A 25,256-nucleotide genomic window follows, 5' to 3' on the forward strand; every position below is an offset into this window, starting at 1 on the left:
TATTTGATTAACATATTAAGCTTATGTTGAAACAATAATAAGGTTAGGAACTGTATTCTGATTATTTTGGAATGGAGGAGTTCCATGTCGAAAAAGAAGAATATTACAGTTCTAAAGGAATTTAGGCCGTTAACAAAAGAGGAATTGGCAACAGAACTAACACCTCAGTTACCAAAAAAAATAGTTCCCTTTAGGGGAAAGGTTAAAGAGGATATTCATGGGGAACAATCAAGTAAAGAGTCGGGACAATATTCTGGAACGGCTGTAATTGGGATCGTTTTATCTATATTATCCTTATTCTTTTTACCTTATATTTTAGCGCCTATCGGAATCGTGTTAGGATATCTCGCCTACCGAAGGGGAGATCAAGGCCTTGGGATTTGGGCAATGGGGCTAGGGGTAATTGGTTTGTTAGGTACTCTTATTGTTTCGACCTTTGTGTACTAATCAAAACAGCACCTATTGCAGGTGCTGTTTTTAAATGATAAAGAAAGCTTTAATTTAATGATCGAAGTTCACGGTAATTTTGCCCTTGCCTAAGAACCGTTACTTTCTCTTGGTCTAGAAGCTCCAATAAAGGGACTAAATATTTACGTGAAACATTTAGTAAATCCTTTGCTTGCTGGATGGTTATTTGCTTTTCCTTCATTAAAAAATCTGTAACCAATTTTTTTAACTTGTCAAAGGATTGAGCATGAATAACCATTTTATCCGTTAACTTATAAATTCTCCCTTGGTTTATCAAAAAGGAAAACAGCTCATTTTTTTCTTTGTCATTGATCCCAAATTCTTTTGTTAGGTCATCCCATGTATCAGGGTTAAATTCTTGCTGGATCAATTTTTTTTCTAATAACTCCGCTTTTTTCCGCAGTTCTTCGGGTAAATGAGGTGAAAAAGCAAAGAGAGAAATATAGTCATCCTTCACTTTTAATAAGTTTTTATCCTGCCAGTATTGAAGGATTTCTTGTGCCATTTTTGGTTTTATTTTAGGTAAAAACTGTTTAATCAATTCTGATTTTGCTTGTCCCTTGCGAATAGAATAAGTTGTATGGTAACCTTCGAGAAACGATGTAATTTTATTTTCTAGCTCTGCTAATCGGTCACTTGAAGCGTAAAATGGGACTGAACTTTGATTAAATGGGCTTACTTTATGATTTTGAATAAGCTTATTAACACCGACCAAGATTTCAGTGTCTGGTAAAACGAATAGATTTGATAAGTCGGTTAAAGACAAGAAAATCTGTGGAAGGGTTAAAAACTGATGTAAAAGCAAGTCTTCTAGAGTGCCTTTGCTTTTTTGCTTTAATAACTCTACGGTTTCTTGGCGATACTTATGTTTTTCTGCATTGGGTTCAATGATCATTCCTCCACCAATTGTCGCAGCTGGAGAAGGGCGTCGGATAATAAATCGTTCTTTACGCGATGAAATAATAGGCTCTTCTAATTTAATCTGACAATAGACTGTGTCACCAGGCAACGCTTCTTTACGATCATATAAAAGGAGCGTTCCTAAGACCTCTGAAGTCCCAACATGGAATTTTACTTCAGTATTTTGTTTAATTGAAAAGTCAATATCCTTAAGAATATGTAATTGAATATCCACCCGTTCACTTGGTTCCCATTGTTTTGGGGTAACCACAGAATCGCCACGTTTTAAATCTTCTATTTCAATTCCAGTTAGATTGATTGCGACACGTTGGCCTGCAAATGCTTGATCAACGCTTTCTGAGTGAACTTGTAGACTTCTAACACGTACTTTATGGTTGGAAGGTAGGATTTCTAGTTCTTGTCCCACTTCGACATTTCCAGAATAAACTGTACCTGTGACAACAGTTCCAATTCCTTTCAAGGTAAATACTCTGTCAATCGGCATGCGAAAAAAGCCAGTATAAGTACGTTCAGGAATTAGTTGTAATTGATTTTGTATCATTTGCTTTAATTCTTCAATTCCTTCATTTGTCGTACTTGAAACACAAATGATAGGTGCATCTTTAAGGATGGTATCCTCTATAGTTTCTTTTACTTCCTCCACAACAAGTTGTAAAAATTCATCATCAATTAAATCTTTTTTAGTTAAGACGATCACTCCATGTTCAATCCCTAGTAATTCTATGATCTGCATATGTTCTTTTGTTTGCGGCATAATCCCTTCGTCTGCTGCAATAACAAGTAAGACTAAATCAATACCACCAACACCAGCAACCATATGACGAATAAATTTTTCATGACCTGGTACATCAATTAAGGAAACTTGATCACCATTTGGTAGCAGAAAGGGCGCAAAGCCTAATTCGATAGAGATATTCCTTTCTTTTTCTTCTTTTAGACGGTCTGTGTCTTTTCCCGTTAAGGCTTTGGATAATGTCGTTTTTCCATGGTCAATATGACCCGCAGTACCAACAATATAATGCTTTTGCATAGATAAGGCTCCTTTACATGCAAAATAGTGAATAGGGTATCTTACGTCATTATATCAAAAAGTGAAGCGAATAGTTCGCTTCACTTTATCACTTACCACCAAAAACGGCGTCTCCACCATGGATAAAATCCAAACCATGGATAGCCAAATCCAGGATAACCAAACCAAGGGTATCCAAAGCCAAATTGTTCTGTCATTACATCATCTTCATCTTCTGTTTCGGCACCCTCATTTGTCTCTGAATAAGGTATGGGTGTACCATACCAAGGATAGGAGCCACTACCATACCACCAAGGTTGATGTCCCCACCATGGATGGCGCCCCCAACGAGGTCTGCGTCCATACCAAGGATATTGGCCATAACTAGGATATTGCCCAAACCAAGGATAAGTAAATTGTTGATCCTCAAGCATTGTAGGTTGTGTTGGTAATGCTGGTTGTTGATAAGGTGAATATAAGGGTTCTCTTTGTTGAATTTCCATTTTTTCCATTCTATTTTGTTCCTCCTTCGAGTTATTTGCCTATTACACCATCAATGTATGGCATAACACCCAATTTGGATACAAAATTTTGAAAAAATAGGTATATACCTAGAAGGAGATACCCGATAGGGTAAGCTTGCAATTGTAAACGAAACGTGTATAATATGTTATGTAACTCTTAAGGGAGTGGCTGAGATTCTGGTGTTCTCCCCGGTCTTCAAAACCGAGTGAGGGGCGCGTGACGTCCCTGGTGGGTTCGATTCCCATCCACTCCCGCCAATACTTAAAAACTAGCAATCACAGGGATTTGTGGTTGTTTTTTAAAAAGATAAGAAAGCATAACTTTCTTCCACTTGTCATTTAAGGGTTTGTATATTCCATAAGCTGCGACCTTCAGAAGTGCCCTTCTCTCCTTAATCTTTATTTATAGAAGGGCACGGATGACGGAGCGCGATGGAATATACAAACCTTTTCTTATGGAAAGAAAGAATTGAAAATAGAACTATTGTTCGATATAATAAGATTACTTAAAATAATAGAGCAAAGGAAAATTTTTAGAAGGGGAGAAAAGATAATGGCAAAGATCAAATTTGAAATTAAAGAAACTGTGGGGGTTATTTCGGAAAGTGCAAAAGGATGGAAGAAAGAGCTAAACCTAATTAGCTGGAACGGCCGTGAACCAAAATATGACCTACGCGATTGGGATCCTAATCATGAGAAAATGGGAAAAGGAATTACACTAACAAAAGAAGAGTTAGTTCAGCTTAGAAAGATTCTAGAGAAACACTATTCAAAGAATAAATTAGAATAATTCTTGTCTAATACTAATGAAAAAAGTAAAATGAAAGATGGAAAAGGAAGGATCATTTTAAAAAATAGGGGGAGAAAGAAAATGAAACATTTTGAATATGTTGTACCATCGAATAAAGGATTTGAACAAACAATTGAAGCAATCGATGCTGAACTCAAGAAGATTGCGTTCAAAATTGTTGCTCGCATTGACATCCATAACAATATTCTAAATAAAGGATATGACTTTAAGAAAAAGGTAAGTGTTTTGGAAGTTTGCAATGCAGGAGAAGCATATGAAATTCTTAGTTTAGGAAATGAAGTTTCTATCTTCTTACCATGTAAAATTACAGTTACTGAAGAAGACGGAATCGTTAATATTAGAATGCCTAGACCTACATTCTTATTAAATCAATATGAAAAAGAAGAATGGAACAAAACTGCTGACCATGTAGAAAGCTTGATGATCAATGTAATGGATGAAGCAGCAAAATAAAATCAGAGTTAGGATAGTCGACAGCTTGAAATCAAAGAAATAGCCCATTCAAAATGAGAGGCATTTAACAACCTCTCATTTTGAATCTTATGATAGATCATTGATTTACATCAATCGTTTTTAACATTGCCCATAAACTAGGCGTAACTCCTTCCGCAGCTTCACCATTTGGGAAATTAAATTTAAATTTAAATAATGTTCCATCTATTTCAATCAGCATAATATTTTGTGTTAGTTGAGACGTAGAAGAAGTTAAGAAGAATTTAGCCGTTCTAAAGAATGGATCAAAAATCTCCTCAACATTTCTTTCATATACTTTACCGATGGTTTGTAATTCTAATGCTGCATTTTTTCTCATATCCTCTATATTTACATCATCAGGAAGCTTTTCGATACGGATGTAATAATTGCCATCATTATTCCAGAATAAAATATCTTTGCCAGGCTCTTCCCCGCTAAAAGTAAATTGAGGTTGGACATAAATAGAGTACCCTAAAGTACTTTCATTTAGATATGCTTTTCTTAATTCTTTAGTTCCTTCAACAAAGATTTCTATGTCTTTTTCCTTAGGAAGTTTTCCTTGACTTGTTTTGTTAGAATTTATTTTTTCTAATTTCGTTAGAATCAATTGTCCAACTTTATTTTTCTCATACTCAAAAGTGACTTCATCATTCTCCACTAAAGTTTCAATCACTTGTCTAACCTCATCTGTCAATTGAAGTGCCATGATCTCATTTTTAGTTCTTATTTCCACAGAATTATTGTCAATTTGTCCAGTGTAAATTCCCTGGTCTTGAAAAGTTTCTGTTTGTTGGTTTGGTTCTTCAGTACCTGTTTTTAGCTCTTCGTTAGGCGTTGTCTGCTCATTTTTTTTTGAACAAGAGACAGTAGAAAAAATGAGAGTTAGAGAGATTAGAAGGATAACCATCCAATGTAATCTTGTTTTCATGTTTTTCCTCCTTGTTTTTATCAATCTATTAATAAGACGAAAATGAGAGCAAAAAGTTACAAAAGAATTAAAAATTTTGTAGAATTTCATTAACATCATTTTCATTGAAATACGCAAAAAATAGCAAGCGAAGGCTTGCTATTTTAATGGAAGGTATCAGTAATTATTTTTAAACGTTATCTTGTTGATTATGGACTTCATCTTGGATTTCACCTCTAAATCCGTCAATTGCCTCAATTCGATCTTGGTTTTTATCTTCGATTTGTGCGATTTCTTTTTCTGACATTTCATCTTTATGAGCTTTTCTCCAGTAGTTTGTGTAACTCTATTTTTAAATATCATTTGTTTCTTAATTTTCTTCTAATAGGTGCATGAAACTTAAGTTTAAAATCTCTTTTACGTGTTCATCTTTTAATGAGTATAAAACGGTAGTTCCTTGTTTTTTGGTTGAAGTAATTCCTAAAGTTTTCATTAAGCGAAGATGATGACTTGTGTTTGCAATTGAAAGGTTTAAAAGTTGGGAAATATCATGCACACATAATTCTTCTTGTCGAAGAAGAAGAAATCCAATTTTCACTCTGTTTATATCTGAAAAAGCTTTAAACCAATTTGCAATAATTTCAGCAGAAATTTGTGAAAGCTGGTTTTGAATAACCATTTTCTCCTTTTGATCGGTTTTACTACATATATGTGGATTAGTCACAGCTTTCACCACTCTCACATAGTTCTATTGTTTCGATTTGAATAGTACTATGTTCGATTCCGAAATCCTTTTTCAGGTTATGTTTAAGCTTGAGTAATATATTTTCGAAGCTAAACTCGGTTATATTATTATTTAATACAATATGGCAGCTTAATGAAGGAAATCCTGAGGTGATAGACCATACATGTAAGTCGTGAATCGATTCGACTTCTGGTACTTCTAAAATAGTGGATCGAATTTTATCTAGCTGAATATTTGTAGGTACTCCCTCCATTAGAATATGAATAGAGGATTTTGTTACTCGCCATCCACTGACTAAAACTAAAATAGCAACGAGGATGCTTGCAATTGGGTCTGCTATCTGCCAACCAAAACCCCATAGCAACAATGCAGCAACTATAGCACCGACAGAACCCATTAAATCTCCTAATACATGAAGAAAAGCACTTCTTAGGTTTAAATTGTCTTTTTCACCCTTCATTAAAATCCATGCAGTCACTACATTGACAAGAAGACCAAGAACTGCGATCCATAACATGCCCATACTTTGTACTTTAGCTGGTTGAAAAAGGCGTTGAATACCTTCATAGAAGATATATATTGAAATCACACCAAGTGCGATCCCGTTAATTAACGCTACAATGATTTCTGCCCGTTTATAGCCATAACTGTTCATGGCATTTGTTGGTTTCTCTGAGAACCAAAAGGCCAAAAGGCTTAAAAATAATGCAACTGAATCACTCAACATATGCCCGGCATCTGAAAGAAGGGCAAGGGAGTTTGTAAGAAAACCGCCAATAATTTCAACAATCATAAATCCTGTGATGATGAAAAAGGCAATCATCAATAATTTCTTATTAGAAGTATGAGAATGCATGTGTCCATGATGGTTATGATGAACATGGTGATCATAATTATTGTGATGTTGATTTGAATGAGTCATATATCTTTCCTCCTATTCAAAAATTCATTTGAATATTATAATTTTATTCTCTTGAGGAAGAAAATGCAACAAATGATATTTATTTTAATTTTTTAAAAATTGGATAAACTACAGCAGGATTTTTTAAAACGTTGAAGAATTAAAGAATTTAATATCTTTTTAACTCATATAAATTATAAATAGAACGCTTGTATTCTTTGATGGGTGGTCGGGACAGAGTGGAATACCATGAATATTTTCAGAAAATAGCCTTAAGGTTAAATAGGAATTTTGATGTTACTAAGGATGTACAAATATTGGGACAATCTATTCAAATTTTCGCAAAATCAGAGATACATAACGAAAGCTACTTTGGTTCAAAGAACCTAAAACTTTGGCGGGCAGAGAATTTTGAATACTGTCTTATCCAGCAAGTTGATGTGATTACAGAAGATCAAATCAAACAATTTCAGCTGTTTTTAACTCAAGCGGTTGATTATTTTGTAAAGCCGCATTCTGAGCATATGTCTAGTATGATTACAGGAGTAATCGTTACTAAACATTTCCCTAAAGAATTACAAGAAATGATTAAACAGTTCAAATATCGCAAGTCTTTTAATCTTTCTTTAAAAGGATGGGCAGATGTAAGATGTTTGGCTGTTGATCTTCACTCAAACAGAGTGATAAGTAATAAAAAAGGAAAGGAGGTACAGCAATTTTATCTTCCAGTCATGGATAGGCCAAAGAAAAAGATGGCTTGGTTAATAAAAAAATAAAGGGGAGGGATTTAAAGTGAGTGCTTTAGTTTTACTTGGTATTGCAATTATTGCTTTTGTTATTGCTTATAAAGTGTATGGCGGATTTTTAGTAAAACATTTAGATTTAGATGACTCAAGGAAAACGCCAGCCCATACCATGAAAGATGGGGTTGACTATGTACCTGCCAAAGCACCTGTATTATTGGGTCATCACTTTGCTTCTATCGCAGGTGCGGCACCGATTATTGGTCCTGTAACGGCAGCAGTCTTTGGTTGGATTCCTGCATTTCTTTGGATTGTTTTGGGTTCTATTTTTATAGGTGCCGTTCATGACTTTTCTTCTATCGTTGCTTCGATTCGCCATAAAGGGAAATCGATTGGGATCATTATTGATCATACGATGGGAAAATCAGGAAAGACTTTATTTAATATATTTGCTTGGTTAACTTTAGTCTTAATAATCGCTGTTTTTGCTAACATTGTTGCAAATACTTTTGTTGCGGTACCTGAAGCTGGAACTGCTTCTATGCTATTTATTGTCATAGCGATTGTTTATGGTTTTACAGTTTATCGAAATAATTTCCCAGTGATTATTGGAACGATTGTTGGCGTGGCTTTATTACTTTTATCGATCTGGTTTGGAATAAAATTCCCCTTGGTATTATCTTTTAATCAATGGATTACCATCTTAATGATCTATGTTATTGTTGCTTCGATTGCACCTGTTTGGATTTTACTCCAACCTAGGGACTATTTAAATTCATTTTTGTTATATGGAATGATGGCAGGAGCAATTATTGGATTATTTTTTTACAATCCAACGATTCAATTAACTGGCTTTGGGGGATTTAAAACTAATTTGGGTTATATGTTCCCTGTCTTATTCGTAACCATTGCCTGTGGAGCAATTTCTGGTTTTCACTCTTTGGTCGCTTCAGGTACGACGGCAAAACAAATTGATAAAGAAACAGATGCTAGAATTATTGGTTATGGTGGAATGTTAATTGAGGGTACATTGGCAACAGTAGCTTTAATTACGGCTGCAATGTTAACAAAAGGTGATTATGCTGCAGCCATTGGTAATGGGGGCCCTGTTGCATTATTCTCAACTGGTGTTGGAAGCTTTTTAGAGAAAATAAGCATTCCCCATAGTGTAGGAACCACCTTTACCTCTCTTGTAGTTTCTGCTTTTGCATTAACCACATTGGATACAGCTACAAGACTTGGCAGATATATCTTCCAAGAGTTTTTTGAAAGGGATTCCGCCAATGGAAGTGTAGCCAAAAACTTAGGGACGAATCCTTATGTAGCCACTATCGTAACGGTAGTAGCTTCGGGACTACTTGCTTTAAGCAACTGGCAAGCGATCTGGCCAATCTTCGGTTCTGCTAATCAGCTGTTGGCAGCAGTTGCACTACTCACCGTATCTGTTTGGTTAGCCAAGATCGGTAAAAATAATAAATTTACTTTATATCCAATGATTTTTATGTTTTCTGTAACATTAACCGCCTTGGCACAATTGTCCTATAAGAATTTAACCTTAGCAGATGCAAAATTATCTAATTATGTATTAGGTGGATTTGGAGTAGCTTTGTTTATTTTGGCTATCGTTTTGATTATTTTTGCCATAAAAACATTAAAGAAAGCACATGAGGAACATAAAGAATTCAGTGTTTAGGATATATGATTTAGGAGGGACTCATGGTAAAACCAAGTGTGATCATTGTTAGGGAGCAGGACGAACTTGTTGCCGCATGTTGTGTGCCGTTTGATGGAGAGTTTCTTCAACAGATAGGTAAGATGGATCTTTATCTTAAGGAAAGAGCCGTTATACACAATACTGGAGAATTGTATCAGCAATTAAGTAAAGAATTTGGGGAAAATCTATCCTTAGATATAGTTGATCCGAGAAATAAAGGATATCTTTTTCCTCGCATCATCAAAGATGTCGTTAGATATAAACTTTCTCCCTGGCAAGCGATCAAAACAATTTTTACACTTAGGGTGCCAGCCGTGATTTTAAATGGTCAATTGCTTGCTTCCGGGAAAGGGAAGATTTCTACTGAGACATTTGAGCTGATAAAAAGATCGATAAGTGGAAAACATTTGGAGAAGAGGCATTTGTAATAATGTCTCTTTTTCGTTGTGCGCCCGGCATTTTTTTAACTATTACATGAGATTCAACAAGAAACGATAACAAAGCCATTTTCTTGTTTTCATTGTGGAATGGAAATATAATTAAATCGTTATTAAATCTCTGGGAGTTGTGCTAATGATATTAATGATTGATAATTATGATTCTTTTACCTTTAATTTAGTTCAGTACTTAAAAATGCTAGGAGAGTCGGTAGAAGTTCATCGTAATGATGCATTAACCATTGACCAAATTAGAACGATGAATCCAGAAATGATAGTGATTTCACCAGGGCCATGTACGCCAAACGAAGCAGGGATTTCTGTTTCGGTAGTGGAGCAATTATCCGATGAATTTCCTATTTTGGGAATTTGTTTAGGTCATCAAATTATTGCTCAAGCATTTGGTGCAAAGATTGTTCATGCCTTAGCCCCAGTACATGGAAAAGTTCATCCGATTACTCATGATGGTAAAGGTGTATTTAAAGGGCTCAAAAATCCTCTGAATGTCACACGGTATCACTCATTAATTGTGGATAAAAAATCACTACCTGAAGACTTCATCATTACTTCAACTACTGCTGAAGGAGAAATTATGGGTATACGACATAAATATAAGTTAATCGAAGGGATACAATTTCATCCTGAAGCCATTCTGACGGAACATGGCATAGATATACTTAGAAATTTTTTGTATCATACTAGAGAGGCGAAAAAGAATGATTATCAAACCATGTAGTATATCTATTAAAAGCTTGGATTTATTTGAAGCAATAGCTAATGAAAAATATCCTATGTTTCTTGATAGTAATCAAAATTTTGCGGAATTAGGACGTTATTCTATCATTGTGGCGAATCCTTTTGGCTATTTAAAAACGATAGGTAATCAAACTGATCTTAATCTTCCAACTGGACATGATAGAATAATAGGTAATCCTTTTAAAATATTAAAGGACTTGCTTATTAAATATAAAGTTAAAAATAATACAGAATTTCCATTTGTTGGAGGATTAGTTGGCTATCTTGCTTATGACCTTGCTCATTTTATTGAAAAGCTTCCAACGAACACACTTGATGATATTCAAATACCAGATATGTTTTTTGGACTCTATGATGGTGGAGTTATCTTTGATCATTACAATGAGAAGGTATTTATTGTTGATAGTGGTGTTAGAGAAAATGAAAATGAACGGATTTTATGGTGGGAGAGGAAAATAAAACAAACAAAAAAGTCAATGAACTTGCATCTTTATCATGAAACTCCACCTTATCCCGATAGAAACAAAGATCGTAGCGCATTTAAAGGGAACATGAGTAAACAAGAATATTTTGAAAGTATAGCAAAAATTAAAGAGTATATTAAGAATGGAGATATATATCAAGCTAACTATACACAACGCTTTTCCGCAACAATTAAAGAAACTCCTTTTAAACTCTATCTTCAACTAAGGAAAAAAAATCCTGCACCATTTGCTGCTTATCTTGATATAGGGGACAGCTATATTCTTTCGAGTTCACCTGAGAGATTTATCAAGCTAGTAGATCGTGTAATTGAAACAAGACCTATAAAAGGAACGATTTCAAGAGGATCAACACCAGCAGAAGATGCAAAAAACAAAAGTATATTAGAAAATAGTGAAAAAGATAAGGCAGAACTTTTGATGATTGTAGATTTAGAACGAAATGATCTTGGTAAAGTTGCGAAAACAGGGACAGTTGAAGTCGTAGATTTATTTAAAGTTGAAGAATATACAACCGTTTACCACTTAGTTTCAACGATCAGAGCTGTTTTAGATGATGGGTACGATGTTGTTGATCTAATTCAAGCTACCTTTCCGGGAGGATCGATTACTGGGGCACCAAAAATTCGAGCGATGGAGATTATTGATGAGTTAGAGCCTACAAAAAGAAATGTTTACACTGGATCGATTGGATATATCGATTTTAGAGGAAATACCGATCTAAATATAGCGATTCGAACCATTGTGATTAAAGATGGGACTGCACATTTTCAAGTAGGTGGTGGAATTGTGTGGGATTCTGATCCTGTAAAGGAATATGATGAGAGTCTAGCAAAGGGAAAGGCTCTCTTTGAGGTTCTTAAATCGTAGAAGATGAAAAGGGGGAGAAGGTATGATTCTATATAATGGTCAAATGATGAATAATAATTGTTCCCTTTTTTCAAGTAATGTTATTTTAGGAACAGGTATTTTTGAAACATTAACCGTTTATCATAAAAAGGCAATCGATTTAAATTCTCATATCGATCGCTTATTTTTTTCTTTAAAGTTTTTTAATCTTTATATTGAAATTTCAAAACAAGAATTAATTTCACAAGTGGAATATTTTATCAAGCATATTGATGAAAAGAAAGTTGCTTTACGTATTACTGTTATTCAATCCACTAAAAACGAACCAGCTGATATAATCATTTCTGCGAATCATTTTCCATATCAAAAAGAAGATTATGAGAGAGGTTTTAAGATTAGTCGGTCAAATGTTATAAGACATCGTTCTAACCCATTACTTTACCACAAGACAACAAATTATCTTTTGAATAAATTAGAATTGGAAAAAGCTCAACGTAAAGGTTATGATGAAGTTATTTTTCTTAACGAAATAGGGGCTATTACTGAAGGAACAAGAAGTAATCTTTTTTTAGTTTGTAATGGCAACATCTATACGCCAAAAACCTCTTGTGGTTTATTAGAAGGCGTGACACGGAATAAAATAATAAATATTGCTAAAAAACTAGGATTTAATGTAATCATTGATACGATTCCTAATCATTTTCTTGAATCATGTGATGAAGCTTTCTTAACTAGTTCATTGTTAGGGATTATGCCCATATCCCAAATTGAAAACAAAAAATTAAATAATAGTACGTATGTAATTACGCCAATATTATTGAACGAAATTAATAAAGAAATGTAAGTATTGAAGGGAAAAAATTATGAAAAGCTGAATTATACAATAGAGAGGCGAAACAGGCGCCTCTCTATTTTTTTGCAATCCATTGTATTTTTTCTACAATTAAATCAAATTCCTTTGGTTCAATGGTTCTCACATCTAAGAAAAATTGTTCATATGAGATTCTGCCAATAATGTGTGGGGATGTGATTCGTAAAGCCTCTTCGAATCTATGAACGGGAATATGCTTTGGTTTGATACTAATCAATTTGGTTGGTAGCTGAACATCAGGCATTGATCCTCCACCGATTTCAGAAAATCCATTGATGATCTTCATTTCAAATTGCTCAGCTACCACTGGTTTTAACATACTATAGAGTTTTTCACTTTTTTCTTTAATTATCTTTTCCTTCATCAGAATCATTTTTAGAGTAGGTATCTTATCTTGAGCTTCTTCAAGCAAATAGTGTCTTAAGGTTGCTTCCAAAGCAGCTAACGTCATTTTATCGACTCGAAGAGAACGGGTAAGTTGATTTTTCTTTAAACGATCAATCCACTTTTTCTTACCGACGATGATACCGGCTTGAGGGCCTCCAAGTAATTTATCGCCACTAAAAGAAACAAGATCAGCTCCTGCTTTAACAGTCTCTTGTACCGTAGGTTCATTGCCAATTCCATGTTTTTTGAAATCATAGAGAACTCCGCTACCTAAATCTTCATACACAGGGATCTGATGTTCTTTGCCAATTTCAACAAGTGTCTTCAAGCAGACTTCTTTCGTAAAACCAATAATTTTAAAGTTACTCGTATGTACTTTCATTAATAAACCGGTTTGATCGGTAATCGCTCGCTCATAGTCATACCGATGGGTTTTGTTTGTTGTTCCCACTTCCACTAGATGGGCACCACTTTGAGCCATGATTTCAGATACGCGAAAAGAACCGCCTATCTCAACAAGTTGTCCTCTGGATACAATGACTTCTTTTCCTTGTGCCATCTCTTTTAAAATTAAAATCACAGCAGAGGCATTATTGTTCACTACGAGTGCGGCCTCAGCACCTGTAAGTTGAACCAGTAAATCTTCTACATGATCGTAACGAGAACCCCGTTTTCCAGTTGATAGGGTATATTCTAAATTGGTGTAATCTGTAGCTGCTAGTTGTGCAGCAAAAATTGACTCATTGGATAATTTTGCTCGTCCTAAATTCGTATGTAAGATTACTCCTGTACCATTTACGACAGATCTTAAATGGGGAGTCGTTAACCGTTTATATTGATGTCTTATTTTTTCTAAAATAGTAGATAGCGAAAGTACAGTAGGAGTATCCGATTGTAAGATCTTTTCTCTTTCAATTTCAATCGTTTTTGAAATAATATCCGAGACCAAATTTAACGTAGAACTTTCTATCAGCTTCTTCACTTCTGGAAGTTGAAGGATTGTTGAAACGGCGGGTAATGCTCTTAAAGCTTCTTTTTGTTTTTCGGTTAACATAAAAAACGAGCTCCTTCATCATGATAATTGCTAGAATTATCTTATCATAACATACTTTTATTTTAAAACGAATCAAAGAAAACCCACGTTCAATTAGGCTTCAATGGCATCCACCATAAAATCCGCTGTCATTTTTGATTTGGTGAATTCTAGATGAAGCTGATTATTGCTTACATCTAAAATCCCAAATGGTGTAATAAATTCATTCCCAAAATCATGGTCAACTGCTTGTGTATTTGTCCTGCTTTTTCCGCCCCTAGAAAAGGGACCGATTTTCACCCTGTCATTCGTATCAACGGACAGTCGTAAAACGTTATCTTTATCACGATATTCATCATGCACCTTCTTGAGGTTTTCAAAGATGGCATCCGTTTCTTTTATTCTCTTTACCGGCTTCGTTTTCTTTACCTTTTCAAGCTTATAGCCGAGTTGGTTTGTTTTGGTATTTAAAGTTGATTGGTTGATAATTCTTCATCTGTATAGCCTTTTTTAATCAGCTGATTTCTTATTTCTTCAACAGTAAGTCTAGTAAAGAGTCAGGTTGATTTAAAATTCGGGTCTGTCTGGCTTTGGCTGTCTACGATGTCTTTGATCTCCTTTAAGAGGTTGATTAATTTTTCTTCGGCCTTTTTTCTGCCCCTTAAATGAAAGGCATCTTCAATCGGTATGCCGGTTTTCATTTCCTCATACCCTTTTCTAATCGTATCCCGGCTGACTTTAAATTCCTTGGCAACAAGTGATTGACGCCTTTGCCCACCGCTTCGGCAGTCTTGGCCAGGAATACTCGTTTTTCGGAGCCCGTTAATTTATTGGCGGCATCTTGTAACTATGTGTGAAATAATTCTCGAGGATTTTAATAGGAAATATTAGCCAAAAAAGAGAAGGCGTTCTATCATAAATGTATGCTTGCACGCTAATACATTTTAGAAAGAGGCCTTCTCATGGATAATATTATATCAAGATTATATCAGTTAATAAAGAATACAAAAAGACTCTCACTACCCTTTTGATGAGTGGATAGGAATTCGGAAATACCAGCGATATAGTCCTTTAACTGCAGATTTTTGGAAAGAAGTTCAGGTATTTACCGCCCATCAATATTCAGGCAATGGAATCCAACCAACGTCATGTATCCTACCGGATGAAAAAGCGAGGAATGCATTGGAGTTTAGAAGGTGCAGAAGCGATGATAAAAGTGAAACAAGGAATCTTAAATAAAACATTAAGAAGTACTTATCTCGCACATCAACGAAGAAGTGAAAGAAAACAACGTGACGTGAAGAAAACCGTAAGATTAGCACAAATTCTACGAGAGAGCACTCATCCATCGATTGGAGTAAAGCAAGGCTCAATCAGCCTGTATACTGCTCACTAAACGGCAATAGGAAATCTTATGAAAAGTATTCGAAATACCTGGGTTAATTAGTTAGGTTCCTTAGACCTAACTAATTAACCCAGACCACCAAGCGATAGCGTGGTAGCTATGGAAAGTGTACAATAATAGAATGCTGTAACTGCTAGTGTTAAAGGTTGATCGAGAAAAACTTGACACAAACGCAAACCTTACGTCCTTTGACAGGGAAGTTATTTTATTTAATAACTTTTCGCACTTCGACAAGCTTATCACTTCTCTCTATATATTATACAATGGTATCATATATGGAGTCGAGCTTCTTGATATTATGGTATGAATTGTTTATATGAATCAGTGTTAAATAGTATCCAGCTCTTTTTCTTTATGTTTCCTGACAGCATAGCTATTTAAAGCATACAAAGCTATCGCTATAAAATTAAGCATACCTAAATACAAAATAATATTCGCATTTCCGAATAGTTTAATCATGAATGGGGCGATTAATAAGCCGGCTATCTGAGCAACAGCGGCGATTGCCATAAAGATGGTGAATATATTTCCAAGCTTATCTTTATATATTTCCTGAAATTTTGTAACGACTAAGATTTCAAATATGCCCGAAATATACGTCATAATAAAGGTTGCGATTAATACACCGATCTCTTTAAATAAGAAAACCAATAAAAGCCAAGCGATGCCTGCAAAAGCATATGATCCTACGGTCAATTTAGAAAATTCGATTTTATCTTTAATCTTTGCTGAGCTTAAGCTTCCTAAGCTGAACCCTATTAAAAGCACTGCAAAATAAATTCCGTATAAATAAGATTTTCCGCCGTCCGCAAAATACCCTACGACTGTAATTAAGCTTATTTTAGTGTGGAATTGTAAAACCACCGCAATAATTAGAATTCCGACGACAAATTTATTACTAAAAACTTCGCTGATACCTTCTCTTATTTGGGTACGGTAATTTTTTATCGACTCTCTCAATCGAACTTGATCTGTATTCTTTCCTTTATCGTTTGAAACTTCGACTCCGGCAAAAAATAATATCGTTATGAAATATGTAATGAGATCAAATATAAAAATACTAAAATAACTTATGACCGTAACTAAGATACCGCTTATCACATCTGCTGTTCCATTGATAATATTTCGGCTTGCCGTTAATAAACTATTTGCCTTTGCCAGTTCTTTTTCTTCTACCACCTTAGGTACAATGACCTGCGTTAATATATAAGAACCGTAATTACTAAGACTGAAGATGAATTCTCCGATAACAATGAAAACAAAATTGTAATGATTGATGCCAATAAATATCACAAAAAAAACTAAACACACCGAGCACATCTGGATGATTTGAAGAAAGATGAGACTCTTTTTTGAGACCATTTTATTAAATAAAGGCCCAAGAAGAAAGCCAAGAATGATTGGAATAACTGATGTTAAGGCGCTGATAGATAATAGAAGATTATTTTTTGTTTGGGCATAGATAATGATCGGGATAGCAATCATAAACAAACTATCGCCGAAATTTGTTACACCAATCCCTAAAAGTAAATTTGTAAAAGATTTATTTTTCATTCTTCAATCCCTTTCAACCTTTCTTATTATGTCTGATAAAAATAAAATCATTTCGTTACCTATCTCTTTATAAAATTCTTTATTTACTTCAATTTGAAAAACTGATTTCAAAATATTTTCAATTGTTATTTGACTTGGATCATTTTGCTTCAAATAATTAGTTAGATTTAATTCAAATGCAGGAGCTTTATATAATAATTTTGCAAACTTAAAACCTATAAGTTTTGCATGTGGATATAAATAAATGTCGCGTTTTCCAAATAAAACATCTTTACTCAGTGTGATATTTAGTTGGCTATATTCATCATTTTTAACTACTCTTTCACCAAAAAGTTCTTTAATTAAATTATTTCGTACTTCTAATACATTCTCAATATTAATATCTTCCAATTTCAAAATTTCTTCTTCATAAAGATCTAAAGAAAAAACACCGACCATTGTACCTTGAAGATTATAAATCATCATATTCAAAAACGATTTATTTAAATTAGATTGTTCCATCAAAATAAACATAAGTTTAAATTCAGTAAGTATTGCTAATGATTCAGATACTATAGAATTTATATACTTTGCATTATTACCTCTATTTAAAAAAGAATTATAATATGCATGCCCAATTTCATGAGTTAGATCCATTATATCCTTACCACTTCCTTCGTATGTTACAATTATTTCAGATAATCCATACCTCGGGTTCCAAATACATAAAGGATTAACACGATTTTCTGTTATAGTAATCATATTGTGAGTAGTTACATAATTAATAAACCCTCTAAAATCTGAAATGAAATTAAACCTGTCAATTTCAGAAATTAGCATTAAAGCTTCATTAACATCTAAAAATTTATCTGAATAAGGTTTATATTTTTCATAATCAACTTCATTATCATCTTTATAAAGTAAATTGTTCATTTCTTGAGCTATACCAGTTAATACTATTTTAATGTCTCTTTTTTCATCCCATTCTTTGATTAATTCATCAAAATACATTTCTTTTTTCTTTTTCAAAGCGTTTATTGATAAATCAATTAATTCTGACTGATTTTCTTGATATTTTTTGATGCAATCATTATCAATATCTTTTGCTTCTAACATTTTTATGGAAAATTCATTCATGGAATACCTAGTATCCTTACAATCTATGTATTTCTCAGACAATATTTTCTCATACTCATTAAGATCTTTATCCTCTTCGTCAATTAAATCTAATTCGAATTTAGTATTTAGCCGTATAATTTCATCATATATATTAGAATCACTATTAATATAGAACTTTTTGTACAATAGAAGTGCATTAGAAAAAAGTATTTGATTATAAAAATAATTTCTTTCATCATCATTTTTTAGCATGTTCAAAGTCTTTTCAGACTCATCAAAATCAGTTTGAAGTTCTTTAATTTTAAACGAATTATCATTTTCCATTGAAGGAGTTAAATAGTTATAACTTAACTCTTTCAAATCAAAATCTAATAATGAAAATAGCTTTTGTAACCACAATCTAGAAAGTAATATTGCAGATAAATCACCAAGCAATCCTAGTCCTGAATTTTCATTAATCCATTTGTGGATATTATTTTCAGCTTCACGGTTTTCATCTAAAAAATCTTGATTCACTTCAAGAGCTCTTACCATACCAAATATATAACCTGAAATAAAAACAGGAATTTTTCTTCTGTTAAAATAATCAAAAATAGTTTGTAAAACACTCGTATCATGACTATCAAAACATATAAAAACAGCATCAATAGAATTTACATCATCAATATTATCAAACTGTTTTTCACTTTCAAAATATTCATTGTATAAATTTAATTTTATATTTTTCTTTACCTCATTAATCTTTCTTTCTATAACGTTTATTTTACTTTTACCTATATCTTCAACAGTGTAAAAATGTTGATGTATTATATTTTTCTCTTCAACAATGTCGCCTTCAATCAAATCAAATTTTACTATTCCTAATTGTAACAATACCCTTACTAAGGAGGTTCCAACAGTACCTAGACCAATAATTAAAACTCTCTTACTAGACATTTCTTGGATAATTTCATCTTTATCACTATTATTTAGAAAATTATTTAGAAAATTTGCAGTTCTCAAATTTGAAAAATCTTCTAATTTGTCATCTATATATACCAATCCGTTATCTAATAAAAATTTATTTGTCTCTTCTAATTCAAAATTATTAACATGATATTTATTTATCCAAGTCTTAACATCCTCTTCATAATATTGTTTACTAATCAACTCTAAATATTCCCACCATTTATCAAAGTCATCTACTTCAATAATCATATCCTTATTTAAGCTACCATACATATGAAAAGTAATCTCGTTATTTTTTTTATTTCCTCTAAAATTAAGATGGTTTTTTAAGCGCATTTTTTCACTCCTCTCATCATAACAAATATATTTTTGATTATTTACGTCTACTTACAGTTAGTTGAATTTGATTTCTTCCTATAAGTTAATTTGATCTCTTGATTATTTCACCCAAATCTATATTATATAAGAATCATTGCTTTAATTTATATTGTTTAGGTGATTTAGGGAGGATATATTTGGCTATATCTTCATTTCCTCCCTAAATCTTAGGAGCGTGTATTAACAAAAAGCTACGCAAATGTGATCAGACTTTGATACAACTCTTTTCAATTTCATTATAATCACCCCCTATTACATTATTGAAAGATGTTTTGTATAAAATGCTAATTCTAAATTAAATTTTAATAGATAGTATATTTACCATCAATTCGGAAACATGGTATAATATTCCTTAATTAAAATAACTTTTTTAAGTTAAGTTTCCCAACTTCAAGGGGGTGGTATTTTTGAAGACAGGTGATAAAATAAGATACCATAGAATACAGAAAGGAATTACTCAAGAACAATTAGCTGACGGAATTATTTCTAAATCTTATTTAAGCAAGATCGAAAATAACACGGCTAAACCACATCGAGATGTCGTCAATCTTCTGTTTAAAAGACTAGAGATTCCCTCATTGGAAGAAGATACACAGAGGATTAAAGAAATAAATAGAAAACTGGATGAGTGGTATGAAGTAGTAAAAAGTAGAGATAAAGATAATGCTATCAAAATGGAAAAGTCTATTAGTAATGACATAAGTAGAATTGAAGATACAACTGTATTCATCCGATTTCGATTATTTTCATTAAGACACCATCTATTATTATATAATTTCGATGAAAGCAAGAAGATCATTCAAGAATTCAAAGCATTAGAGAAACATCTTCCCGATAAACAAAAGTACTATTTCTATTACTTTTATGGACTTTATCAATATTTACATAACAATTTTTCAGAATCATTAGATTATTACTCAAAAGCAGAAAAAATCGGCTATCAAATTCATATTGATGAACCCGAATTGACTTACTTAATATCCCTCGTTCACACTAGGCTAAATCATGTTACCTTAGCCATACATTATGCAAATACTGCTTTAGATCTATCCAATCAAAATATGGATTACCTACGCAGTGTCGAAACCCAATCTATTTTAGCCATTAATTACATGCGTATTAAAGAGTATGATAAAGCAAAACATCATTTGGAAAAATCTTTAAAAATCACTGAAAAACACAATGACCCATATCTGATAAGCAATATATACCACAATCTGGGGTATATGTACTCTAAGGTAGATCAACACGATTTAGCTATTGATTATTATCACAAGAGTTTAAATCTAAAAAAAGGATGTCATGAACGGATAACCAATACAATTTATTACTTGGCTGAAAGTTATTATGCCGTCAAGAATATTGAAGATGCAACAAGATGGATTAAAAAGGGACTTAAAATTACTGAAAAATATAACATTATCACTAATCAAATAAAATTATATCTTCTACAATTAGAATATAACATTGATCAAGAGCAATCGCGTAAATATATCGAAGAAATAGCGATCCGTTACCTTCAAGAAAAACAAAATTGGAAAGAATTAAGTGAAGCTGCAGAAAAATTATCTAATTATTATGCCAATCAACAATCCTATAAAAAGAGTCAAGATTATTGCTGTTTGGCTAATGATGCCAGAAAAAATATTCAAATGTGAGGTGATAATAATGAAGAAGCTGGTATTTTCTTTAATATTCAGCATCCTAGCTATAACTTCTCTGGTACAAGTCACTATTTTTGCTGAAGAGCCCCCTAAAGCTACAAGTGTTCAAATAGACAAATAATTACATACTAGAAGGGGGTGTCGCAAAACTACCTTAGGTAGTTAGCGGCGCTCTCTTTTTATGTTGAAAATAAAAAATCAGCCCATCTTTGGAGAAACTCCCTCCGTGGCATGGCTGATTTTAGACATGGATAAATAAGCCTTCAACTCAAGGCTTTTTTCGATAATATATTATGCTATTTTTAGATCATGAAGCGACTTTCCAACACGGTCTTTCTGAATTTTTGCATGAAGTTTATTCACGTTATAACCAAAGCATAAGAGAATAAACTCATTTTTGACGCTGTTTTTGCCACGTGTTAAGAATCGATTAAAATCGTAGTCGTTTTTTAGGACGCCGAAAGCTCCTTCTACCTGAATGGAACGATTGACTCTTAACAACGTCCCTTCCTCGGATGTAATATTCTCATATAATACCTGACGTTTTTCAATAAACGTTTTAGATACTTGCATCTTTCTGTTCCCTTTTGCCTTTGTACATTTCGTTTTGAATTGGCATCCACTACAATCTTCGCATTCATAAACGGTTAATTCGGATCGGTAACCTGTTGCTGATGTTCTATGGGTGATTCCAATGGGCTTAAGCTGTTTTCTATTGTGACAGGTATATTCATCTGTCTGTTCATTGTAAAACATATTTTCTCGTTTACTAATGTTATTTTTAAAACTTTTCTTTTTCCATTGTTCATAGGTTTGAGGCTTTATTTAATAAGTCTGCTCTTTTCCTTCCAGATAAAGATAATTTTCTTCGCTTTTATATCCAGAGTCTGCAATGATGTTCTGATACCACATTTTTAGATGGGATTCCATTTCGTCTAAAAAAGGAATAAGGGTTGTGGTATCATTTCGATCTTGAAATATCCCAACTCCTGTTACATACTCACTCTCTACCCAATCTGAACGTTGTAAGCAGGTTTTAATTGAGCATTGCGCATATGGTCGTCTTTCATATGCATGAATGTCGCATCTGTATCTGTCTTGGAGTAGCTGTTTCTTCCTTCAAATAATTGGTTGTGGGTATTGTATCTCTCCTGACGTTCATAGTAAGTCTGCAATTCTTCTGTCAACTTCTGCAGTTTGGTCTTCCGTTTTCCAATTCCATGAACGAACTCGATTTGTTCTTGCTTTCGTTTTTCTTCTAAGTGGATAAGTATGACTCTTAGATCATCTAATAAGGTTTCCTTGGTTACTTTAAAGTTGGTCTCATAGGCCAGATTCATTTCCTCGATAAAGGATTGAATATTCACATACATCTTGGCTTCATTTAAATAAAGAAACCATAGAATTTCTCGCTGGCGGAGGGAATATTTTAGAGGTGTATATAGAAGGAAAATGGGAACCTTTTAACAAATTGTATCCAAAAGACGAATAGGGAAATTTCAGAAAAAAGGAGCAATCTGTAAGGCTATAGATTACTCCTTTTTTGATACTAACTACAATACAATCACCCACTACCTTTTACGTGAAGCTTTGTTACCATATGAACGTGGGTGCTTCCTGATGATGATATTTATACCACATGAATTTTTCCAGGGTGTTTATCCGTAACTTCTCCGATTATCTGTGCATCTTTCACACCAAGGCCGTGCATTTTTTGAAGCAAGTCTTCTGCAGCCTTTCCTTCTACAGCAACAAGTAATCCGCCGGAAGTAACGGCATCGGCAAGTAATAGTTGATCATATTCGTCTAAGTGATCCTCAAATATAACATGTTGGGAAACCCATTTCAGGTTATCCCTGCTACCTGCTGGAACGTGTTTATTGATTGCCAGCTCTTTGGTACCATCAAGAATTTCAACTTTTGCTGAATCGATTACAAGCCCCACGTTTGTGTTCTGTACCATTTCAAGAGAATGACCTAATAAACCAAATCCTGTCACATCTGTTACAGCAGAAATAGGATAGCCTTTCATTGCTTCAGCAGCATATTTGTTTAAAAAGGTCATCACTTCAGTCACTCGCTCGATCCGTTTTTGATCAAGGACGCCATCTTTTATTGCCTTTGTTTGGATACCAACACCAATTGGTTTGGTTAGGATTAATTGGTCCCCAGGTTTTGCTCCATGGTTTGTCCATATCTCATTTGGGTGAGCTGTACCTGTTACCGATAAACCAATGAGCGGTTCAACATTATCTGTAGAATGGCCGCCGATTAAAATAGCACCAGCTTCTTTAATCTTATCTGCACTTCCTTTAAGAATTTCTGCTAACATTTCAGGTCCTAGCTTGTGAATAGGATAACCAACAATGTTCATTACTGTCAATGGTATCCCACCCATTGCATAGACATCACTTAATGCGTTGGCAGCGGCAATTTGCCCGTACATATATGGATCATCAACAATTGGTGTGAAAAAATCCACCGTTTGGATTAAAGCTAAATCATCGGAAAGTTTGTAAACACCAGCATCATCAGGGGTTTCTAAGCCAATTAATACATTTTCATTAAATTCTTGCTTTGGTAAATAACGCAAAACTTGCGCTAGGTCCTCAGGACCAATTTTGCAACCTCATCCAGATTTATTAGTGGTTTGTGTTAAACGAATTTTTTCGTTCATATTCAGCAAATCCATTATTGAAACCCCTCCTTTTGTACAAACTATTTTATATTATAATAAATTTTTGGAAGAAAATCCTGTTTTATTTGAAAATAAGTTTTCTTTTGGAGTTTTATCTACTACTAATCTTTGGTATATTTTAATAGGCAACAACATTAGTATGGAAAAGAAGGGTGTTTTCAATGCATTATGACTATATTCTAGTTCGTTATGGAGAAATTGCTTTAAAAGGGAAGAATCGTTATCGATTTGAAGATAGATTGGTACAAAATATCCGAAATGTACTTAAAGATTTACCCCAGGCAAAAGTAACTAAAACGTTTGGTCGTATCTATGTAGAACTAAATGGTTCACCTTATGAAATCGTAATTGAACGTCTAAAAAAAGTGTTTGGACTTATTTCATTTAGCCCTGTAAAAAAAACTGGGTTGGAATTAGAACAGATTAAAACCACAGCTTTAGAAGTGATAGAACAACTAAAACCGATTCCAAAAACGTTTAAAGTGGAAACGAAAAGACCATACAAATTATTTCCACTCAATTCTCCTGAAGTTACGAATGAAGTAGGGGGACATCTCTTAAGAAATATTCAAGGATTAAAGGTGGATGTTCACCATCCTGATACAACTGTTATGGTTGAAATTAGAGAAGAAGGTGTTTTTATCTACTCAGAAGTCATTAAGGGAATTGGTGGGATGCCAGCTGGAACTAGTGGGAAAGGGATTGCTTTACTTTCAGGTGGAATCGATAGTCCTGTTTCTTCTTGGTATGCGATGAAAAGAGGATTATTGGTTGAAGGCATTCATTTTCATACATATCCTTTAACTACTGAAGAGTCGATTCAAAAGGTGATTGATTTAGCGCAAGCCCTTTCATATTTTTCAGGGCAATTTAAAGTTCATATGGTTCCTTTTTTGGAAATTCAAAAGGAAATCAAAACATATGCTCCAGAAAGTCATAATATCACCATGATGCGTAGGTTTTTCTTCCGTATAGCGGAAAGACTTGCAGAAAGAAGAGGGGCTTTATCTCTTATTACAGGTGAAAGCTTAGGACAAGTGGCAAGTCAAACATTAGAAAGTATGTATGCGATCAATCAAGTTGTACATACCCCTATTATTAGGCCGCTAATTACGATGGACAAATTGGATATTATTGAAGTTGCTCAAAAAATAGGAACATATGAAGCTTCGATACGGCCTTTTGAGGATTGTTGCTCTTTATTTGTTCCAAGAAATCCTGCTACCAAGCCATCCATAAAAATAGCAGAGAAGGCAGAAAGTTATATGGATATCGACCAACTGGTAGAGGATGCTCTTGCTAATACTCGTGTTATAACGGTCACACCCCATTCAAAGATCAAAGCAAAAGATCTTCTTTTTACGGATATTAAAGTTTTTACTAAGTAAACGAAGTGGTAATGAATAAAGTGAATCGAAGAAAGATCAAAAAAACAGTATCGATTTTGATACTGTTTTTTTGTATGGGTTATACAGAATT

The 25,256-nt window shown here is 33.7% G+C and carries 24 protein-coding genes, 1 tRNA gene and 2 pseudogenes; 13 read left to right on the plus strand and 14 right to left on the minus strand.

Annotation, left to right across the window (positions count from 1 at the left end):
• Window positions 1–84: 84 nt before the first annotated feature.
• Window positions 85–447, plus strand: a complete 363-nt coding sequence (locus BEN26_RS04900; RefSeq protein ID WP_068723446.1) for a DUF4190 domain-containing protein — start codon at window positions 85–87, stop codon at window positions 445–447.
• Between the two features lie 49 nt (window positions 448–496).
• On the opposite strand, the gene selB is transcribed toward BEN26_RS04900, so the two are convergent.
• Window positions 497–2,419, minus strand: coding sequence for a selenocysteine-specific translation elongation factor (gene selB / locus BEN26_RS04905; protein ID WP_069797686.1), 1,923 nt, complete (start codon window positions 2,417–2,419; stop codon window positions 497–499).
• A 92-nt stretch (window positions 2,420–2,511) separates the two neighbouring features.
• The gene (locus BEN26_RS04910; RefSeq protein WP_069797685.1) at window positions 2,512–2,910 is read right to left on the minus strand and encodes a hypothetical protein; all 399 of its coding nucleotides are present in this window, start codon (window positions 2,908–2,910) and stop codon (window positions 2,512–2,514) included.
• 173 nt (window positions 2,911–3,083) lie between these two features.
• Here BEN26_RS04910 and BEN26_RS04915 point away from each other — a divergent pair.
• The 3 genes from BEN26_RS04915 (at window position 3,084) to BEN26_RS04925 (ending at window position 4,186) form a co-directional block, all read left to right on the plus strand.
• A tRNA-Sec gene (locus BEN26_RS04915) sits at window positions 3,084–3,180 on the plus strand.
• Window positions 3,181–3,475: 295 nt separating this feature from the next.
• The gene (locus BEN26_RS04920; RefSeq protein WP_181482200.1) at window positions 3,476–3,712 is read left to right on the plus strand and encodes a YdbC family protein; all 237 of its coding nucleotides are present in this window, start codon (window positions 3,476–3,478) and stop codon (window positions 3,710–3,712) included.
• Between the two features lie 81 nt (window positions 3,713–3,793).
• Window positions 3,794–4,186, plus strand: a complete 393-nt coding sequence (locus BEN26_RS04925) for a DUF302 domain-containing protein (RefSeq protein WP_069797683.1) — start codon at window positions 3,794–3,796, stop codon at window positions 4,184–4,186.
• A 97-nt stretch (window positions 4,187–4,283) separates the two neighbouring features.
• Here the strand turns inward: BEN26_RS04925 and BEN26_RS04930 are convergent, their stop codons facing one another.
• The 4 genes from BEN26_RS04930 to BEN26_RS04940 form a co-directional block, all read right to left on the minus strand.
• Window positions 4,284–5,135, minus strand: coding sequence for a hypothetical protein (locus BEN26_RS04930; RefSeq protein WP_069797681.1), 852 nt, complete (start codon window positions 5,133–5,135; stop codon window positions 4,284–4,286).
• A 169-nt stretch (window positions 5,136–5,304) separates the two neighbouring features.
• Window positions 5,305–5,421 (minus strand): hypothetical protein, encoded by a 117-nt coding sequence (locus BEN26_RS13925; RefSeq protein WP_220126410.1) that lies wholly within the window; start codon window positions 5,419–5,421, stop codon window positions 5,305–5,307.
• Between the two features lie 63 nt (window positions 5,422–5,484).
• Window positions 5,485–5,838 carry an ArsR/SmtB family transcription factor gene (locus BEN26_RS04935; RefSeq protein WP_181482201.1) on the minus strand — a complete coding sequence of 118 codons (354 nt, stop codon included), beginning with the start codon at window positions 5,836–5,838 and terminating at the stop codon, window positions 5,485–5,487.
• Complete coding sequence (locus BEN26_RS04940; RefSeq protein WP_069797679.1) at window positions 5,831–6,781, minus strand: cation diffusion facilitator family transporter; 951 nt, start codon at window positions 6,779–6,781, stop codon at window positions 5,831–5,833. The genes BEN26_RS04935 and BEN26_RS04940 overlap by 8 nt, the downstream gene beginning before the upstream one ends.
• A gap of 200 nt (window positions 6,782–6,981) precedes the next feature.
• On the opposite strand from BEN26_RS04940, the gene BEN26_RS04945 reads away from it, so the two are divergent.
• The 6 genes from BEN26_RS04945 (at window position 6,982) to BEN26_RS04970 (ending at window position 12,585) form a co-directional block, all read left to right on the plus strand.
• Window positions 6,982–7,536, plus strand: coding sequence for a DUF8052 family protein (locus BEN26_RS04945; RefSeq protein ID WP_483887674.1), 555 nt, complete (start codon window positions 6,982–6,984; stop codon window positions 7,534–7,536).
• A gap of 16 nt (window positions 7,537–7,552) precedes the next feature.
• Window positions 7,553–9,196 carry a carbon starvation CstA family protein gene (locus BEN26_RS04950; protein ID WP_069797675.1) on the plus strand — a complete coding sequence of 548 codons (1,644 nt, stop codon included), beginning with the start codon at window positions 7,553–7,555 and terminating at the stop codon, window positions 9,194–9,196.
• 23 nt (window positions 9,197–9,219) lie between these two features.
• Window positions 9,220–9,645, plus strand: a complete 426-nt coding sequence (locus tag BEN26_RS04955; protein WP_069797673.1) for a hypothetical protein — start codon at window positions 9,220–9,222, stop codon at window positions 9,643–9,645.
• A gap of 145 nt (window positions 9,646–9,790) precedes the next feature.
• Window positions 9,791–10,390 (plus strand): anthranilate synthase component II, encoded by a 600-nt coding sequence (locus tag BEN26_RS04960; protein WP_069797671.1) that lies wholly within the window; start codon window positions 9,791–9,793, stop codon window positions 10,388–10,390.
• Entirely contained in the window at window positions 10,371–11,762 is a 1,392-nt protein-coding gene (gene pabB, locus BEN26_RS04965; RefSeq protein ID WP_069797669.1) for an aminodeoxychorismate synthase component I, read from the plus strand. The genes BEN26_RS04960 and pabB overlap by 20 nt, the downstream gene beginning before the upstream one ends.
• Window positions 11,763–11,784: 22 nt before the next feature.
• A complete protein-coding gene (locus BEN26_RS04970) occupies window positions 11,785–12,585 on the plus strand; it encodes an aminotransferase class IV (RefSeq protein WP_069797667.1) in 801 nt (266 codons plus the stop codon).
• Window positions 12,586–12,649: 64 nt separating this feature from the next.
• Here BEN26_RS04970 and selA read toward each other — a convergent pair whose 3' ends face one another.
• A complete protein-coding gene (selA, locus tag BEN26_RS04975; protein WP_069797665.1) occupies window positions 12,650–14,053 on the minus strand; it encodes an L-seryl-tRNA(Sec) selenium transferase in 1,404 nt (467 codons plus the stop codon).
• A 99-nt stretch (window positions 14,054–14,152) separates the two neighbouring features.
• Window positions 14,153–14,879, minus strand: a pseudogene (locus BEN26_RS14335) (ISAzo13-like element transposase-related protein); the annotation flags it as partial.
• Window positions 14,880–15,158: 279 nt separating this feature from the next.
• On the opposite strand from BEN26_RS14335, the pseudogene BEN26_RS04990 reads away from it, so the two are divergent.
• A pseudogene (locus BEN26_RS04990) lies at window positions 15,159–15,428 on the plus strand (ISLre2 family transposase); the annotation flags it as partial.
• A 336-nt stretch (window positions 15,429–15,764) separates the two neighbouring features.
• On the opposite strand, the gene BEN26_RS04995 reads toward BEN26_RS04990, so the two are convergent.
• Window positions 15,765–16,991, minus strand: a complete 1,227-nt coding sequence (locus BEN26_RS04995) for an MFS transporter (RefSeq protein ID WP_069797659.1) — start codon at window positions 16,989–16,991, stop codon at window positions 15,765–15,767.
• A 3-nt stretch (window positions 16,992–16,994) separates the two neighbouring features.
• Window positions 16,995–19,373 carry a ThiF family adenylyltransferase gene (locus tag BEN26_RS05000; protein WP_069797657.1) on the minus strand — a complete coding sequence of 793 codons (2,379 nt, stop codon included), beginning with the start codon at window positions 19,371–19,373 and terminating at the stop codon, window positions 16,995–16,997.
• 449 nt (window positions 19,374–19,822) lie between these two features.
• On the opposite strand from BEN26_RS05000, the gene BEN26_RS05005 reads away from it, so the two are divergent.
• On the plus strand, window positions 19,823–21,073 hold the full coding sequence (locus tag BEN26_RS05005) for a helix-turn-helix domain-containing protein (RefSeq protein ID WP_068723494.1): 1,251 nt from the start codon (window positions 19,823–19,825) through the stop codon (window positions 21,071–21,073).
• 297 nt (window positions 21,074–21,370) lie between these two features.
• Here the strand turns inward: BEN26_RS05005 and BEN26_RS13930 are convergent, their stop codons facing one another.
• The 4 genes from BEN26_RS13930 to selD all read right to left on the minus strand — a co-directional run bounded on the left by BEN26_RS13930 (window position 21,371) and on the right by selD (window position 23,756).
• Entirely contained in the window at window positions 21,371–21,835 is a 465-nt protein-coding gene (locus BEN26_RS13930; RefSeq protein ID WP_220126411.1) for a transposase, read from the minus strand.
• Between the two features lie 69 nt (window positions 21,836–21,904).
• Window positions 21,905–22,159 (minus strand): transposase, encoded by a 255-nt coding sequence (locus BEN26_RS14260; protein ID WP_201024203.1) that lies wholly within the window; start codon window positions 22,157–22,159, stop codon window positions 21,905–21,907.
• On the minus strand, window positions 22,087–22,452 hold the full coding sequence (locus BEN26_RS13940; RefSeq protein WP_069797655.1) for a hypothetical protein: 366 nt from the start codon (window positions 22,450–22,452) through the stop codon (window positions 22,087–22,089). Before BEN26_RS13940 ends, BEN26_RS14260 begins: the two co-directional genes overlap by 73 nt.
• Before the next feature lie 257 nt (window positions 22,453–22,709).
• On the minus strand, window positions 22,710–23,756 hold the full coding sequence (gene selD / locus BEN26_RS05015) for a selenide, water dikinase SelD (protein WP_084818707.1): 1,047 nt from the start codon (window positions 23,754–23,756) through the stop codon (window positions 22,710–22,712).
• A 182-nt stretch (window positions 23,757–23,938) separates the two neighbouring features.
• Here selD and thiI point away from each other — a divergent pair, with 182 nt between their 5' ends.
• Window positions 23,939–25,165, plus strand: a complete 1,227-nt coding sequence (gene thiI, locus BEN26_RS05020) for a tRNA uracil 4-sulfurtransferase ThiI (protein ID WP_068723501.1) — start codon at window positions 23,939–23,941, stop codon at window positions 25,163–25,165.
• Window positions 25,166–25,256: the final 91 nt, after the last annotated feature.

This window comes from Tepidibacillus sp. HK-1 (genome assembly GCF_001748485.2).
In the GTDB taxonomy this organism is placed as follows: domain Bacteria; phylum Bacillota; class Bacilli; order Tepidibacillales; family Tepidibacillaceae; genus Tepidibacillus_B; species Tepidibacillus_B infernus.

Excerpts from the sequence above, each read along its gene's own strand:
- BEN26_RS04900 (WP_068723446.1), top strand. The coding sequence starts at position 85 with ATGTCGAAAAAGAAGAATATTACAGTTCTAAAGGAATTTAGGCCGTTA.
- selB (WP_069797686.1), bottom strand. The coding sequence starts at position 2,419 with ATGCAAAAGCATTATATTGTTGGTACTGCGGGTCATATTGACCATGGA.
- BEN26_RS04910 (WP_069797685.1), bottom strand. The coding sequence starts at position 2,910 with ATGGAAAAAATGGAAATTCAACAAAGAGAACCCTTATATTCACCTTAT.
- BEN26_RS04920 (WP_181482200.1), top strand. The coding sequence starts at position 3,476 with ATGGCAAAGATCAAATTTGAAATTAAAGAAACTGTGGGGGTTATTTCG.
- BEN26_RS04925 (WP_069797683.1), top strand. The coding sequence starts at position 3,794 with ATGAAACATTTTGAATATGTTGTACCATCGAATAAAGGATTTGAACAA.
- BEN26_RS04930 (WP_069797681.1), bottom strand. The coding sequence starts at position 5,135 with ATGAAAACAAGATTACATTGGATGGTTATCCTTCTAATCTCTCTAACT.
- BEN26_RS13925 (WP_220126410.1), bottom strand. The coding sequence starts at position 5,421 with ATGTCAGAAAAAGAAATCGCACAAATCGAAGATAAAAACCAAGATCGA.
- BEN26_RS04940 (WP_069797679.1), bottom strand. The coding sequence starts at position 6,781 with ATGACTCATTCAAATCAACATCACAATAATTATGATCACCATGTTCAT.
- BEN26_RS04945 (WP_483887674.1), top strand. The coding sequence starts at position 6,982 with ATGGGTGGTCGGGACAGAGTGGAATACCATGAATATTTTCAGAAAATA.
- BEN26_RS04955 (WP_069797673.1), top strand. The coding sequence starts at position 9,220 with ATGGTAAAACCAAGTGTGATCATTGTTAGGGAGCAGGACGAACTTGTT.
- BEN26_RS04960 (WP_069797671.1), top strand. The coding sequence starts at position 9,791 with ATGATATTAATGATTGATAATTATGATTCTTTTACCTTTAATTTAGTT.
- pabB (WP_069797669.1), top strand. The coding sequence starts at position 10,371 with ATGATTATCAAACCATGTAGTATATCTATTAAAAGCTTGGATTTATTT.
- BEN26_RS04970 (WP_069797667.1), top strand. The coding sequence starts at position 11,785 with ATGATTCTATATAATGGTCAAATGATGAATAATAATTGTTCCCTTTTT.
- selA (WP_069797665.1), bottom strand. The coding sequence starts at position 14,053 with ATGTTAACCGAAAAACAAAAAGAAGCTTTAAGAGCATTACCCGCCGTT.
- BEN26_RS04995 (WP_069797659.1), bottom strand. The coding sequence starts at position 16,991 with ATGAAAAATAAATCTTTTACAAATTTACTTTTAGGGATTGGTGTAACA.
- BEN26_RS05000 (WP_069797657.1), bottom strand. The coding sequence starts at position 19,373 with ATGCGCTTAAAAAACCATCTTAATTTTAGAGGAAATAAAAAAAATAAC.
- BEN26_RS13930 (WP_220126411.1), bottom strand. The coding sequence starts at position 21,835 with ATGTTTTACAATGAACAGACAGATGAATATACCTGTCACAATAGAAAA.
- BEN26_RS13940 (WP_069797655.1), bottom strand. The coding sequence starts at position 22,452 with ATGTATGTGAATATTCAATCCTTTATCGAGGAAATGAATCTGGCCTAT.
- thiI (WP_068723501.1), top strand. The coding sequence starts at position 23,939 with ATGCATTATGACTATATTCTAGTTCGTTATGGAGAAATTGCTTTAAAA.